The sequence below is a fragment of the Ruminococcus flavefaciens genome (assembly GCF_900108555.1).
In the GTDB taxonomy this organism is placed as follows: Bacteria; Bacillota; Clostridia; order Oscillospirales; family Ruminococcaceae; genus Ruminococcus; species Ruminococcus flavefaciens_P.
In genome coordinates, this window is sequence record NZ_FNWV01000014.1 from 26986 (window position 1) to 42158 (window position 15173).

A 15173-nucleotide genomic window follows, 5' to 3' on the forward strand; every position below is an offset into this window, starting at 1 on the left:
TTTTTTTACCATTTTTGAACAAATTTTGGTATTATGTTTGATATAAAGGCTTTTTTCGCTCTGTCACGCGAAAAAATCTGCATAAAAGGTCAGTATAGTGAAGAAATCTCCAGTGAAAGTGAGTCGTCATGCATAGATACGTAACTGTCATCTTCCTGTCTGAATACAGCTTCGTCACCGTGGCTTATGAGCTCAAATGAGCCATGAGGGAATGATGAGCTGCTGTTTTTGATGAAAAACAGGTAAGTATCTCCCACGTACTCTCTTCCTGCGCAGCCGCCGCCGTCATATATGGAATAATTCTCGGCATCGGGAAGCAGAACATATCTGTGATGTTTTATATATTCTTCTCCCGGGATATATCCGCCGCTTACGAAAAGAGTTATTCTGTCATCAGGTGTAAGACTGCCTTTAAATACCTCTGTGATAGTGATATTTTCGGCAGTATAAGCTTCGCCGTCAATAGAAGTATACACTATTTTGTTGACTTTTGCAAGTACAACTGCATTTGAGTCACTGAACATATCGCGTATTTTCTCGTCAACAGGGATATCGGAGCCGTTTTTGTCGTCATTGCCGTCCCTGCCGACGCCGTTGCCTGATGAAAGTGCTTCAACTGTAAGTATCTCATCACGGACATCGTATTTTACATCAATGTCAACGGTCATATCTCTTCCAGTTGCTCCCGATTCGACCTCACCTGCACTCGCTTTTGATGATGTGGTAACAGTTGTTGTCTGAGGCTGGGGAGCAGGCTTTGTAGTAGTTAGATGATGTTGGGATTCGCGTGTTGTAGTAATTCTTACGCTTGGAGTTTTTGTTGTTCTTGCAGGTTTTTGTGTATGCTCTGTCGGTTCGGGCTCATTGTTTTCAGGATCGTCTGCTTCTGCAGTGACAGTTGAGTTATCGTCATTTGTCTTTGCAGGATCGGTTGAAACTGCCTTGGAAGCGGTTGTTGTCTTGCTTTTATCTTTGCCCATAGCGGTTGTTGTGACAGCTGCCGAATTATCAGCTGTGGTCTGTGCAGAAGCCTCTATGGAAGTTGCAGCCGTTGTAGTTTCGATAATGTTATCGTCGTTGAACATATCTGTATCAGGCTTGGGTATGCGTGTTATTGCCCCTATTACCAGTGCAAGCATTGCGGCAGAAGCAACAGTGCGCATAATGAGAGGGAATATAGGCTTCTTTATTTTTTCGGGTCTGCGCTTTCTGTATTCGTCTGAAAACTGTTTTTTTCTGTCAGGATCGGGTATGTCGAAAGCTTCAAGCAGTTTTTTCTTTTCTTTATCTGTCATTTAAGCTCCTCCTTTCCCATATACTCGTGCAGCATACCGAGGACACGGTTTATCCTGCGGTTAAGTGCGAAACGCGAGATATTATACAGCTTAGCCATTACGTTTACGGGTACTTCATTTATATATTTAAGAAGTATCAGTTCTCTGTCGTCCTCCGAAAGCTTTGTAAGAGCGTTTTTGAGTTCGATGTCAGAGAGTACATTCTCCTCGATATTTTCCGATGAAGCTTCTGTATCTGTCAGTTCATCGGTCTTATGCTTTCTGAATTCATCAGTGCAAAGGTTGCCTGCGATAGTGTAGAGGAGCTGTAATGTCTTGTCGATATTGCTGTATTGAGGGTGTTCAAGGTAACGGAGGAAGGTCTCCTGAGTAATATCCTCAGCAGTCTCTTTGTGTTTAACTTTCAGGTAGCAGTAGCGGTATATTTTGTCGTATTGTTCATCAATATCAAATGCCAAAGAGACACCTCCTCCATAGTCTTAATTTTATACATTATTACATTATAACACATAATAATAAATAAAGCAACCAAGGAGAGAATTTTTTTGAAATTTCGTAATTAGGAATTATTTTGTCCGCCTATACGGACGAATATATGTTGTTAATGCCGGTCAATAAGCGGAAATACTGCTGTATCAGCAGCTGTATAGTCTGAAAAACAGGGGAACTTTGAAAAAAGTCCCCCTTCTGATTATCCCCCTTACAGGATATGTTTTATTAAAAGCTGCAAAGTGCAGTTACAGCTTATGAGAGTGAATTGAGTACGCCGATGAAAACAGGGACAGATGTCTGTGTATCTATGATGCAGTAAACAAAAGGTCTGTCAAGGATAACTTTCTTCTGATCTTCGGGCTCGAAAGCTTCGCCGTCGTTCATTGCAACAAGGGTTGCTGCAGCAGCCTTTGTGCCGTTTTCGTCAAGGTCTATGAAGGTCTTGTGCACAACATAGCCTATGAAGATAGGGTGAACGTCTGCGATAGATGACATATTGGTGAAATCAGCAGCTTCATCACCTCTGTTGAAAGCAGTGGGCATACCCATATCTATAAGGTAGTCTGAAATATTTTCTCCGTATTCGCATTTGAACTTAGGGAGCTTTACATCTGCCTTTTCGTAATTTTCCTTGTAGCTGCCGAGGATATTGCTGAGCTTTTCGGGAGTAAGGTCTGCCACATACTGTTCAACGGAAGTGCCTTCCTTGGGGAGAAGAGCTGCGAAGGCATATTTTCCGCCGCTGTAATATTTCAGCATACCGTCTGTATCCTCGTCACCGATATAAACTTCGTCGCTGCAAAGCATTTTTGCTTCCTGCTCTGTGCCGTCGGCAGCAGTGAATTTGCCGTCTGCGATCTCATATTTATCGTAAGGTCTCATCCATTCTGCCTCGAAAGCAACTGCGTTAACAAGGTACATAACAGCGTCATCGGAGATGTGCTCGAGTATACTTGGTATCATCTTGTGAGTTTTTTCGTTTACCCAGCCGTTTACATCTTCGAGCGTAGTATCATCGAAGGGAGCGATGTAGTACTCACTGTCGTAGTAGTCAACGCATTTCTGTATAAACTCGGGACGCGCCTGTATACGATAAGGGTTGTCTATAGCCCAGATAGAATTAGCTGTACTCATTGACCACTTGTTATATTCGGATTCATTGGGGTTAATTGTTCTTTTGCGCTGAGCAAGCAGATATTGGTCAAGCTCATCTATGGACATTCCGTTGCCGAGTACTTGTTCCATTTCTTCAAGTGTCTTGCCGTTTGCACCGTTGGCTGTCATTGCCAGTGCCTGCATTATGGAATAAGGAGAGATCATGCTGTTTTCGCCCTGTTTTGTAGTGGCTTTCAGCATATCTACAGTGAATTTCATCTGGCTTTCGATGAATTTTTCGTCAGCTTCTTTACCTTCAACAGCGGACTTGTTTATGCCTGCACAGAGATTTCTCGAATTCGGAGCATAGCTCGGCACGGGAACACTGCCGATACACTCAATGAGCATTTTTCTCATTGCACTAAGGTCGAATATATCAAGCTCGCCGTCCTCGTTTACGTCGGCATTGCTGATGTTTTTGAGTTCGCCGCTGCCTTTGAGCCAACGCTGATACATTACCATGTCAGCAAGATTGAAGGAAGTGTCACCGTTTACATCACCTTTTATCGGCTCTTCAAGTGCGCTGACAGTTCCTGCGATACCTGCGGGAATTGCAATACAAGCAGCCATAACAGCTGAAATGAGCTTTCTGAATTTCATATATAAACCTCCTCATATTTCACTTTAGCGAAACCATTCGCTTTTCATATATATTAACGTAAAAAAAGGGGAGATGTGCGGCTTTGAATGTAAACATTCTGTGAACAAAACGTACTGTATATATTTGACATTATTGCTGTTTTATGGTATAATACATATTATTTTTATGTTCGTATTAAACGCAAAGGAGACAAATTATGAAAAAGGTCGTTTCATTATTATTATCACTTGCAATGATAACGGTTTTAGCATCATGTTCAGACAAAAAAGGCGAAAACAGTACTGAAAATGCTGAAACAACACAGGCAACTGAAACAGCAACGACGGCTGCTGAGGTAACAACAGAAAAAAGCAGTGATGCGCAGTTAAAATATGAAAAGTATGCTTCAATGACTCCCGAGGAGATAGTTGCACAGCTCACTCTTGAACAGAAAGCTGCTCAAATGGTTCAGCCTGCTATATATATGGTCATGGATGATCCCGAAGCTATTATGAAGGAGGAGGATTTCGGCAGCGTTCTCGGTGAGCTTTCTGGTATGGAATTCACCTGTCAGGAGTGGCAGGAGATGACGAATGAGCTCCAGAAGGGTGCTATAAATTCAGAAGCAGGCATACCTTTTATATACGGAATGGATCACGCTCACGGCGTTAATTATTGCCTTGACTCGGTAATATTCCCACACAATATCGGTATCGGAGCAGCCAACGATGAAGAACTCACATATAAAATGGGACAGATAGTTGCAGATGAAGCCAAAATATGCCATATCCCGTGGAACTTCTTCCCTGTAGTTACACCCTCTGTTGATCCTCGATGGGGACGTACATACGAGTGCTACAGCTCTGACCTTGATATCATATCAAAGCTTGGTTCTTCGTACATAAAGGGTTATATCGACGGCGGCGGAATTACCTGTGCAAAGCACTTTTTTGCAGAGGGAAATGCTGCCTACGGTACAGGCGAGGACTCAATGAACGGTGAGCAGTTCGTTGACAGACTTATCGACCGCGGTGAGGCTACTCTTTCCGATGATGAGATAAATAAGCTCCTGAAAGTATATCAGGATATGATAGACGCAGGCACACAAACTATAATGATAAGCCACGCATCTCTTAACGGCATAAAAATGCATGAGAACAAGAAGTACATTATGATGCTCAAGGAAGAAATGGGCTTTGAGGGCTTTATCGTCAGCGACTGGGAGTCTATCCAGAATATTCCGAACAAGTCGTATGAGGAGCAGGTCATCGCTGCCATAAATGCAGGTATAGATATGCTCATGGAGCCAAACAAGTTCGATGAAGCAAGAGATATTATCATCGACGCTGTTAAAAACGGAAAGATATCGGAGGAGCGTGTCAACGATGCTGTTACACGTATCATAAAGGTAAAGAAGGATTACGGTTATTTTGATGATCCGCTGTTTGAGAAGTCTGTTACAAAGCAGAAGGAAACAGGCTCAAAGGAGTACAGAGAGGTGGCTGAAAAGCTTGTTGAGGAGAGTCTTGTACTGCTGAAGAATGAGAACAGTGTTCTTCCTATAAAGAGCGGTTCATCGGTATATGTCATAGGACCTGCTTCCGATGATGCAAGCGCACAGTGCGGCGGTTGGACTCTTGACTGGGCTGAGAGCTACACAAAGGATATCCCCGGAGCCACTACCATACTTGAGGGCTTCAAGGAAGTTGCCGAGGAGTACGGAATTACCGTTATAACAAACCCGAAGGAGGCTGAGAAAGCAGACGTTGTTGTGAACGTTGTGGGCGAACAGGTCTATTCCGAGTGGAACGGTGATACAGAGGATATGGAGCTTTGCGGCAAGCTTGGACTTGAAAAGAACCGTATGGCTATTGACGAAGCAAAGAAGCTCGGCAAGCCAACTGTAACCTGTATCGTTGCAGGCAGACAGGTGATACTCGACAAGGCTGACCTTGACAGCTGGGACAGCGTGGTAATGTGCTATCTCCCAGGCTCTGAGGGCAAGGGTGTAGCAGACGTGCTCTGCGGCGGAAGCAAGTTCACAGGAAAGCTTCCGAGTCCGTGGTATGAGTCCGTTGACCAGATAGGCACTGATAAATGCTGGCTCGAAAAAGGCTTCGGACTTGAATACTGATGATGTCACCATTTAACCGTGGGACTTATATAGAATTTTTTTACATGAGCTATTTAGGGAAACTTTTGAAGAAGTATTTCTCTGGATTCTTTCAAGACCGTTATTTAATTTTTTTCTTTAACAGAGCCATATAAAAAGATCTGCCCCCTTGTAGATACTTACAAGGGGGCTCTGTTATAGAAAAATCAGCTAAAAGTCTTTGGAAAGGGGGGCGGGGTGACTCCCCGCAGTGGGGGGAGATGTCACGCAGTGACAGAGGGGCGCGCCTCTGTCAGAGGGAACCTTTCCTCAGAAAGGTTTTCCCCGATAATTTCATATAAAGTTTTATATAAGTATCACAGTTAAGTGGCTATACACCGCGCTCTAATTCGACTGTTTTTCTGCGCCAGTCATTAGTGGCTGTTTCGTATGCCTTATCGAAATATGAGTTGGCATCTTCGTGTCTGCCCATTTTTTTCAGGCAGCGGGCTTTATCAAGGAAAACGCCGAAGGAAAGCTGCTCATCTTTTGCATATTTGTCCAGAAGCTTTAAGGCATTTTCGTATTGCTCGTGTATCATTAGCGATTCAAAATAAGCCGTATCCATAAAATAATCCGTGATCTCGTTCATGCCGCGGTATTTTGCAAAATATCGCTCACTGTTCCTGAGCTGATCCTCCAGCATTTTTTTGTCATTGCGTCCTGCATAGAGCTGCACCCAGAGTACGCAAAGCATTACGATATTGTGCTGTGCAGGCAGAGACTCGGGATTTTTAGCCTGTAACTGCATGAAGTCGATGTCGGCTATCTCAAGCTTTTCCTCAGCTTTGTCGAATTGTCTCAGAGACATATATGCTTCCGCAAGAAACATAGCATACTGATTGGTGTAGGCTGTATATTTTCGCGGTTCTGCCCGACAGAATGTGAGCTGCTCTTCCATTTTTGAGATAACATCGTCAGAGTACCCACAATCGGCTATCTTTTGCAGTATCTTGCGGAAAACGCTGTATTGCTTATTCAGCCGCGGAAGAATGAAGAGCCGCGCTATAAGGTTTGCTATCACAGAGCCGACTGCGGCAAACATCACACGAAAGGCTATTGTGTTGGATCTCTGTCCGCTGATGATATCAATAAGAGATGTCAGCGAAAAGATGATAATGAACATTATTGCCCATCGCATGAATAATGAAGTGAAAATAAGTATATACTTATTAGTTTTGGGAGAAGGTTCTTTCATATTCTATCATACTTCATAAAATGAAGCCCTTTCTTAAAGTAGGTATCGGCAAACAGCCTGTATATCCGAATGTAAGGGAGCTGCATAACAGCTGTCATGCACTGCAAAATACTTTTACCCCAAGGGATTATAACACAAAACACTGTAATTGTAAAGAGGCATTAACGTACAAAGGCTCCGATAGAAGTTCGGAGCCTCTGACGTTTTGAAATGGAAGAACAATTATTGATTGATAACAAGTTTTCTTAAAAATACAAGGTCAAAAACATCAGCAACGCCGTCTTCGTTGCAGTCGCACATAGAGCGAAGCCTTACCTTGCCAAGCAGAGCGTTCTGCAAGTAAACAAGGTCTGCAATATTGACTTCACCGTCATGGTTGATATCGCCAACGAGCTTTTCAGGTTTCACAGTAGTAGTTGTTGTAGTTGTTGTCTGTGAAGTTGTTGAAGTCGTTGATGAAGCTGACGAAGTATTTGTCGCAGATGTGGAAGTTTCTGTAGTAGTAACAGTTGTTGTCGTTGTCGTCGGCTTTGATGTAGTTGTGGTAGTAGTTGGTTTTGATGTAGTCGTTGTGGTCGTGGTTGTAGTCGTGGTAGTAGTTGGTCTTGAAGTAGTTGTGGTTGTCGTAGTCGTTGTAGTGGTAGGTTTTGATGTGGTCGTGGTAGTTGTCGTTGTTGTTGTAGTCATTGCCGCAGATGTTGTAGTTGTCTGAGGTGTATAAACATAATCAGTCTCTGATATTTCGGGATAATTCAGAGGAGTGATAGTATAGATCGCCTCAGGAGTATGGTTTTTGTTAAAGCTCTTTGAACCTTTCAGGAAGTAATCATACTTTATCTGACGGCCGTTCTTGCCGTCAAGGTCGTCCCATGTAACGTCCATGGCGTACCAGATGCCGTCCTCCATTTTGACATAATTCCACATATGAGCGGATTTTTCTTCTTCGTTAAGATTACCGAAAACGCATACACAAGGGATGTCAAGCCTGTCACAGATGAGTTTAAAAGCTTCGGAATATCCTTCGCAAACTACTCCCGGTTCAACAAGAGCACCAAGTGCGGAACTGCTGAATTTTGCCTCAGTATCGTAATAAGTGGAATTAGCTATGTAATCATGGATACTTTTCAGTTTTTCATATCTTGTTTCGCCAGAGATATCAACTTTTTCAAGAGCCTCTTCAAGTCTTTCTCCGTACTCCTTAGCTTCATCTGCTGAGTCAAAACAGCTCATATATGCAGGATAAATAGTTATCTTGTATATCAGAGCGGTATAGCCTGATGAAAACGGCCAGTTTGAAGTAAAACTTGTGTCTTTTCCGATAGCGATAGACCATAGTGAAGGATCTACCCAGTATAGCTCGGGCATATCGAAAAAAGCACAGTCAAGTCCCGGTTTGCAGTTTTCAATGAATGCGTTTTGCAGCTTTTCTGCATCTTCGTCCTTGAATGATTTTGAATAAGGCGAAGATGACAGCTTGACGCTGACAGGATTTGGAAGTGTTACCGTAAATCCCTGATCAGTGGGGTCGGTGAGATCTTTTACGGCGTTGTACACAGCGAGATTGTTCTCGTCAAGCATATCGCCGTAATTGTAAGAGTCGCTTGAGTAGTTAGATTTCAGTTCAGGATAATCTGATAGCTGAACTTTGAAGATGTCAAAATCTCCGAGATACGTTTCATTCTCAATAATATCTGTATTTTCTGATGTCATATCACCGGCAGCAAACGCTGTGCTAAAGCAGCCACAGGCAAGTATAGCCATAGATGTCATTACAGAGATCGTCGATGAGATTAATTTTTTCATAAAGATACCTCCTATTGAAGCAATTAATTCCCATCCCCTATGTATTCTTTTTCTATATACATATATTATATACAAAATTGCTATAAAAGTCAATGGGCTTCACTGATTTTTCATTAAACATTTACATTTGGCATTACAGTTTCATAAGCCATACCAAAAGAGAATATCGCTATATATAGGCGTAAATGCCGAAAACAACAAAAAAAAGAGTTTTCAAGGTTTATAATTTGTTATATTGTCTCTTGAAAATGTGTCAATGCTGTGATATACTTTTATGTGGAGATTTTGTGCTGTTATGCACCATAAATATTTGAAAGGTGAGATCCTTATAATGAATTTATCCCAGATGACAAAAAATGAGATCGCTTCGTTCAAGAGTGAGAACGAGAAGCTCTACAACGACTTCAAAGGTCAGGGGCTTTGTCTCAATATGGCAAGAGGTAATCCGTGTAAGGAGCAGCTTGAGCTGAGCGTTGATATGCTCAGGGCTTTCGATGACGGAAACTTTATGAGCGAGTGCGGAAATGATGTCCGCAATTACGGTATACTTGACGGTATTCCCGAAGCAAAGAAGCTGTTTTCGGATATGCTGGGCGTTGCTTCTGATGAAGTCATCATTTACGGTAATTCAAGCCTTAATGCAATGTTCTTCTCAATGCAGTGCGCTTTCAATAAGGGAATTCTCGGAAGCAAGCCGTGGTCACAGTGCGGAAAGATCAAGTTCCTTTGTCCTGTACCGGGATATGACAGACACTTCAAGGTGACTGAGTTTTTCGGCGTAGAAATGATAAATGTACCTATGACTCCTACAGGCCCTGATATGGACATGGTAGAGGAGCTCGTAAAGGACGAAGCTGTAAAGGGTATCTGGTGTGTACCGCAGTATTCAAATCCTGACGGTATCTCATACAGTGATGAGACAGTAAAGCGTTTTGCTGCACTCAAGCCTGCTGCAAAGGATTTCAGGATATTCTGGGATAATGCTTACTGTATACATCATCTTACAGATAAGCCTAAATATATTCTCAACATACTTGATGAAGCCAAGAAGGTCGGCAACGAGAATATCGTTTATATGTTCGGTTCTACATCAAAGGTAACATTCCCCGGCGCAGGCGTTGCAGTAATGGGCGCAAGCAAGGAGAATATCGAAGAGCTTAAAAAGTATCTCGGCATCAGCATCATCGGTTTTGATAAAATGAACCAGATGCGCCATGTCAAGTATTTTGGTACATACGAAAATATGGTTGAGCATATGAAGAAGCACATGGCTATCATTGCTCCTAAGTTCAGACTTGTATGTGATAAGCTCCAGAGTGAGATCGCACCTCTCGGTATCGGCACATGGACTACACCTGAGGGCGGATACTTCATCTCATTCAATGCACCTAATGGCTGCGCAAAGAGAATAGTCCAGCTATGTAAGGACGCAGGCGTAACACTTACAGGTGCAGGTGCAACATTCCCATACGGAGTTGATCCCGAGGACAAGAACATCAGACTTGCTCCTACATATCCTCCGATAGAGGATCTTGCAAAGGCAATGGAGCTGTTTGTGATATGCGTAAAGATAGCAGCTGCTGAAAAGCTTCTTGCTGAATAAAAAGTTTAAGCCTCCTGAATATCAGGAGGCTTTTTTACGTTATTTTGCAAATACTTCTCTTTCGATAACGTCCATATTTGCGTCAAAGTCAACTTGCAGAACGTTTCCGACATCAACATCTGCGCCGTAGAATGTACCCTCGGCAGGTATCTGTATCTGCTTCATTTTGTATCTTGCTGCGAAAGGCAGTCTCAGTGATAGCAGGTAAGCATCGAGAGTTGACATATTTGTTGAAACATCGGGGATAACGTCAGATGCAAGGTGCTTGAACATTGATGGTCTGAATGACTTGAGTTTTGCGATGATAAGGGACATTACACGACGCTGACGCTGTGTGCGCTCGAAATCGCTGTTGCCGACCTTACGTATACGTGAGTAGGAGAGTGCCTGCTTGCCGTTAAGGTGGAGTTTTCCGCCGTGGTCAAGAAGGTCTGACATTCTGTCATCACCCATAAGCTCATTTACCTCAGATATGAGGATAACGTTGATCTCCTCGGCTTCGTCATCGCTTACTTCGATATCTATTCCGCCGACTGAATCAACAACGGATACGAATGAAGCAAAGTCTACAGAAACATAATCGTCGATACGTACATCGAAGTTATATTCGATAGTGTCCATGAGAAGCTCGGGACCGCCGAAAGCATATGCTGCATTGAGCTTGTTCCAGCCGTTATCAGGTATCTCAACGTAACAGTCACGCATGAAAGATGTCATAATAAGCTCATTTGTCTTGCTGTTGAGAGAAACGAGTATCATAGAGTCCGAACGTCCGCGGTCGTCATTAGTCCTTCCGTCAGTACCGATTACAAGTACGCTGCGGACATGGCTTCTGCCCGTATTATTAGCGTAATGAGTACGGTTGCCTGTTTCAACATGGTTCATTTTGCTGATAAGGCTTAAAGATGTACATGAATATATTCCGAACAGCAGCAGGAAAAGAACAAGTAATGACCTAATTATCCTGCCGATTATCTTCCTTGCAAGAGATTTATGCTTGCGCTTTTTCTTTTTTGGCTGGTGTTCAGGCTCGGGAGCAGCGGCAGGTCTGCTCTGTGAAGCAGGTCTCTGCGGCGGCGGAGCTGTAGGTGCAGCAGGCGGCGGAGTCTGTGAATATCCGCTGTAGTTCTGAGGCGGCTGCTGATTATAGTCGTAATACTGTCCCGACTGCTGATGCATTGGCGGTGGGGGAGCAGCGCTGTGTGGGAACTGTGGCGGCTGTCCGGATTGCGGAAACTGCGGCGGATCATTTGAAGTATATACCCTCTCACCGTTTTTCTGCTGTGGACGGGAAGTGTTGCTGCCCACCTTTCTCAGATGAGGAAGCTCCTGACGGGGCTGCTGATATTGCCTGTAATCGTTAAGATCATCAGGCAGAAGCATTGTATCCTCATCGTCAGTATTTTTTATTTCGTCATGGTTTTTGCCATTATATTTGTTTGGCATGGTTGTGTCCTTTCTATGCTTTAAGAACCTGTATCAACTTTGCGGAAGATACAGGTTCTTTGGTTATTTATGTTTTTTTGATGCTTACGGCAATGTATGTGACAGCAGCCCAGACCAGATTATAAACGGTCAGTGCGGTAGCTGACATATACACATAATTGGATCGGAATGCCTTTGAAAGTATCAGAAGCATACACAGTCCGAAGCCGAGAATTATTGATGCTGTCTGTAGGATAAGACCTATTATAGCAGATGTATGGACTACCTTAGTGCCGATGAGAAGCTCGGCAAGTGAGGAGAATTTACCTGTAGTAGCCATTGAAGAACTGAGACGTACTGCCTTTTTGGTCTCCTCGTAGAAGTCCTCATGGAGCTTTTTGGGAAGTATTTTTGACATATCCTCGGGTATACCGAAAAGGGTATTGAGCTTTTTAACGGTGATACACGGATCGATGCTCTTTACGAATAAGCATATCTTATTCTTGCAGAGCTTCTTTGACCATTTCTTCACATAGCGGTCGGCAACGATATCAACTACGAACATCGCAGCAAGATTTCCCGATATCGAAAGATACATTGCGTCTTTTTTGCCGTCCACCATTTCGGCTTCCTGTGTTTTTGTAGGTACGCCCTCGATGTTGTGGCTCGTCATGAGCTCACGGTTTCCGAAGAGGACTCTCTTGTTGTTTATCCAGCCGCACATACCCATACCCTCCTCATAGGAGTAATTTTCGATAGGGTAGAGCACACCGTTTCTGCCTGCGATAACGTCTGTGAAGAGCTGTGACATTATGCTTCCTGCTGTAGCTGTAAGGCTTGCAGCTTCAAGGAGAGCTTCGTCAAGCTTTGTATTCGAGAATACCTTGATACCGTCAAGTCTGACAGTACCCTCAGGGAAAAGAGAACTTGCGTCAATCAATATGGAATTTGTATCATAGAAGTCGTCAACGCTCTGGTATCCAAGCATTATGCCCTTGTTTCTGATCGCACTGTTTGAAACATTCTCCAGCGGTATATTGACTACGAACGGTATAGCGATACAGGAAGTAGCGCATATGAGCATACTGAATATTGAAAATCCGAATGCAGCCGAGTCAAGGTTGAAGAAAGTGCCCTTACAGAAGAATGTAAGGAAGAATGAAACGATGATCGAAGCAATAAGGCATATAGGAGTAGCTTTTTTGCAGAATTCATCGGTCATATCCGAAGAATAGGTATATCGCAGAAAATCGGTAAGGAAGTCCGTTTTCCTCATAGAAGCAAGGATAGGGAAGTCTCCGAGAGTTCCGCGGGTTATACGTTCTGCACGTTCCTCATCTGTAACATATGTAACGCCGTGACGGTCGAAATTCTTTGAAACGAATTTGAAATTCCTTGCTGCGCGTCTTATAATAAGTAGCTTGCCCACTGCGTTGATAAACAGAGCAAGGATACCCACGGGCATATATATATGTATGTTTTCGGTCGTGACAAGATCAGGTCTGAGAAATGCAGGTATCAGCGCGATAAGGCAGGAAATAGCTGTTACTGCCGTCATGGAATCGCTGTCTGCTTTCAGGCTGACAAGCTTTTTCACTCCCTTTGTTATCACTGCCATTGATGAGAGTATGGATATAACTCCCAGCACAAGATGTGTGGTGAGGTATGTCTTTATGTGCGACATACTCAGAAAATCAAGCAGCGGCAGCTGGAACTGATTGGATATCGTTATGAACAGGCTCAGAAAAGCCGTCATAGCAAGAATTACGACTCTGACGGAAATAGTGCTTTTCAGCTCGTATATATCTCGTCCGACATCTTCAACATCGCCGTAATAATTGAAGTCAACGATACGTTTTGTTCGTTTGCGCTTTGAATGTACCGACATATACTCGTCAGCTTCCTGAGTTATGTGTACATCGAGCTGACCTGCGTCTATCTGTGCCTTTTCGCTGAGATTTATGCTTGTGAGCTCAGCTCTCGGAGCAGGTTCAACAGGCTTTGCAGCCTCCACAGCAGCAGGCGAAGGAACGATATCGGTTATCTGCTTGCGTCCCTCGGGACTTTCGGCAGCCTGTATTATCTGTATCCTGGTACGCTTTTTCTTTTTGAACTCAGGGGGAGCATACATATACTCTCCATCGGGAGTTTCCTTAGCGTAGGTATAGTCGTTATCCTTTTTGCCCTTGCGCTTCTTTTTGTATTTTTTACCGTCAGCTTCCTTGGCACGCGTAGATTCGCTCATACGCCTTATCTTTGGAGCTTCATCGGGATTCATCTGTACAGGGGTGACTACACCTGACGGAATCACCTTTCGCTGAGGATTTGTACGTATCTCGCTCATTGCGTCCGAGCTTACAACGGCTATCTTATGCCGTGAAAGATCGGCAGGCTTGACAGCGTCCGCAGGCTGTTCGTTACGGAGCGCATTGTCAAAAAGCGCGGATTTCTCATGTGAAACGGGAGGTCTTGATTTAGCTTTCTGAACGATGTCGGGTGAGTCTACAGTTGAATTTATGATCTTCTGGGCATCTACTCTGCCCACTTTAGTCTTTGGTCCGTTGTTATCGGGAGAGTACTCGTCAAGAATAGCCTCCAGCGATGGTTTCTGTTCCGACATAATTATCTCCTTAGTTATTGCTTCTGCGCTGACGCAGCACCTCATACATAAAGATACCTGCTGCGACGGAAGCATTGAGTGAATTTATTTTTCCAAGCATAGGGAGTTTTATCATAAAATCGCATTTTTTCTGTATAAGCTTGCTCATGCCGAAGCCCTCAGAGCCGATAATAAGAGCGACTCCGCCTGTGAAGTCTGTCTCTGAATAATCAGTGCCCGAGGCGTCAGTGCCGTATATCCACACGCCGTTTTCCTTGAGTGTGTCGATACAGCTTGCGAGATTTGAGACTCTTGCAACAGGCACATAATTTGCTGCACCTGCTGATGTCTTGAAAACAGTAGCGTTAAGGGAAGCACTTCTGCGCTTCGGGATAATAACGCCGTCAGCTCCCGATGTTTCGGCAGTACGGATAATAGCACCGAGGTTATGGGGATCTTCGATCTCATCACAGATGATGATGAAAGGCTTAGTGCCTTTTTTCTGTGAAACAGCGAGGATATCCTCAACGGAAACATATTCTCCGCAGGCTCCTTCGGCAACAACGCCCTGATGAGAACCACCTCCTGAAAGTCTTGAGAGCTTTTTATCATCGGCATCTTTTACGACGATGCCTTTATCTTTTGCAAGTCGGCGGATAACACCGAGGCTTCCGCCGTTACCGTTGATATATATAGTATCAAGGTTAGCACCTGATTTAAGTGCTTCGATAACGGGATTACGTCCGCATATTATATTTTCGGACGCTTCTGTAGTATTTTTCTCTTTTTCCATATCTTACAGAGGGCACAAAAGCTGCCCATGCTCCTTTTGTTCTGTGTTTTGTGATACTTGCTTAAAACGAAATATCAT

At 43.6% G+C, this 15173-nt stretch carries 10 protein-coding genes; 2 read left to right on the forward strand and 8 right to left on the reverse strand.

Annotation, left to right across the window (positions count from 1 at the left end):
- Positions 1–89: 89 nt before the first annotated feature.
- The 3 genes from BLW60_RS14300 to BLW60_RS14310 form a co-directional block, all read right to left on the reverse strand.
- Positions 90–1295: a hypothetical protein gene (locus BLW60_RS14300; RefSeq protein ID WP_074718562.1), complete on the reverse strand. Its 1206-nt coding sequence runs from the start codon at positions 1293–1295 to the stop codon at positions 90–92.
- Positions 1292–1753 carry an RNA polymerase sigma factor gene (locus BLW60_RS14305; RefSeq protein ID WP_074718564.1) on the reverse strand — a complete coding sequence of 154 codons (462 nt, stop codon included), beginning with the start codon at positions 1751–1753 and terminating at the stop codon, positions 1292–1294. The genes BLW60_RS14300 and BLW60_RS14305 overlap by 4 nt, the downstream gene beginning before the upstream one ends.
- A 286-nt stretch (positions 1754–2039) precedes the next feature.
- The gene (locus BLW60_RS14310; protein ID WP_074718566.1) at positions 2040–3542 is read right to left on the reverse strand and encodes a serpin family protein; all 1503 of its coding nucleotides are present in this window, start codon (positions 3540–3542) and stop codon (positions 2040–2042) included.
- A 197-nt stretch (positions 3543–3739) separates the two neighbouring features.
- On the opposite strand from BLW60_RS14310, the gene BLW60_RS14315 reads away from it, so the two are divergent.
- A complete protein-coding gene (locus BLW60_RS14315; RefSeq protein ID WP_074718568.1) occupies positions 3740–5656 on the forward strand; it encodes a glycoside hydrolase family 3 protein in 1917 nt (638 codons plus the stop codon).
- A 349-nt stretch (positions 5657–6005) separates the two neighbouring features.
- Here the strand turns inward: BLW60_RS14315 and BLW60_RS14320 are convergent, their stop codons facing one another.
- Both BLW60_RS14320 and BLW60_RS16335 read right to left on the reverse strand, forming a co-directional pair.
- Positions 6006–6872, reverse strand: a complete 867-nt coding sequence (locus tag BLW60_RS14320; protein ID WP_074718570.1) for a tetratricopeptide repeat protein — start codon at positions 6870–6872, stop codon at positions 6006–6008.
- 222 nt (positions 6873–7094) lie between these two features.
- Entirely contained in the window at positions 7095–8675 is a 1581-nt protein-coding gene (locus tag BLW60_RS16335) for a dockerin type I repeat-containing protein (RefSeq protein ID WP_081348282.1), read from the reverse strand.
- A 331-nt stretch (positions 8676–9006) separates the two neighbouring features.
- Here BLW60_RS16335 and BLW60_RS14335 point away from each other — a divergent pair, with 331 nt between their 5' ends.
- Positions 9007–10278 carry an aspartate aminotransferase type Ic gene (locus BLW60_RS14335; protein ID WP_074718572.1) on the forward strand — a complete coding sequence of 424 codons (1272 nt, stop codon included), beginning with the start codon at positions 9007–9009 and terminating at the stop codon, positions 10276–10278.
- Positions 10279–10317: 39 nt separating this feature from the next.
- On the opposite strand, the gene BLW60_RS14340 is transcribed toward BLW60_RS14335, so the two are convergent.
- The 3 genes from BLW60_RS14340 to rlmB form a co-directional block, all read right to left on the reverse strand.
- Positions 10318–11724, reverse strand: coding sequence for an LCP family glycopolymer transferase (locus BLW60_RS14340; RefSeq protein WP_074718574.1), 1407 nt, complete (start codon positions 11722–11724; stop codon positions 10318–10320).
- Between the two features lie 67 nt (positions 11725–11791).
- Positions 11792–14323 carry a hypothetical protein gene (locus tag BLW60_RS14345; protein ID WP_074718576.1) on the reverse strand — a complete coding sequence of 844 codons (2532 nt, stop codon included), beginning with the start codon at positions 14321–14323 and terminating at the stop codon, positions 11792–11794.
- Between the two features lie 10 nt (positions 14324–14333).
- Positions 14334–15095 carry a 23S rRNA (guanosine(2251)-2'-O)-methyltransferase RlmB gene (gene rlmB / locus BLW60_RS14350; RefSeq protein WP_074718578.1) on the reverse strand — a complete coding sequence of 254 codons (762 nt, stop codon included), beginning with the start codon at positions 15093–15095 and terminating at the stop codon, positions 14334–14336.
- Positions 15096–15173: the final 78 nt, after the last annotated feature.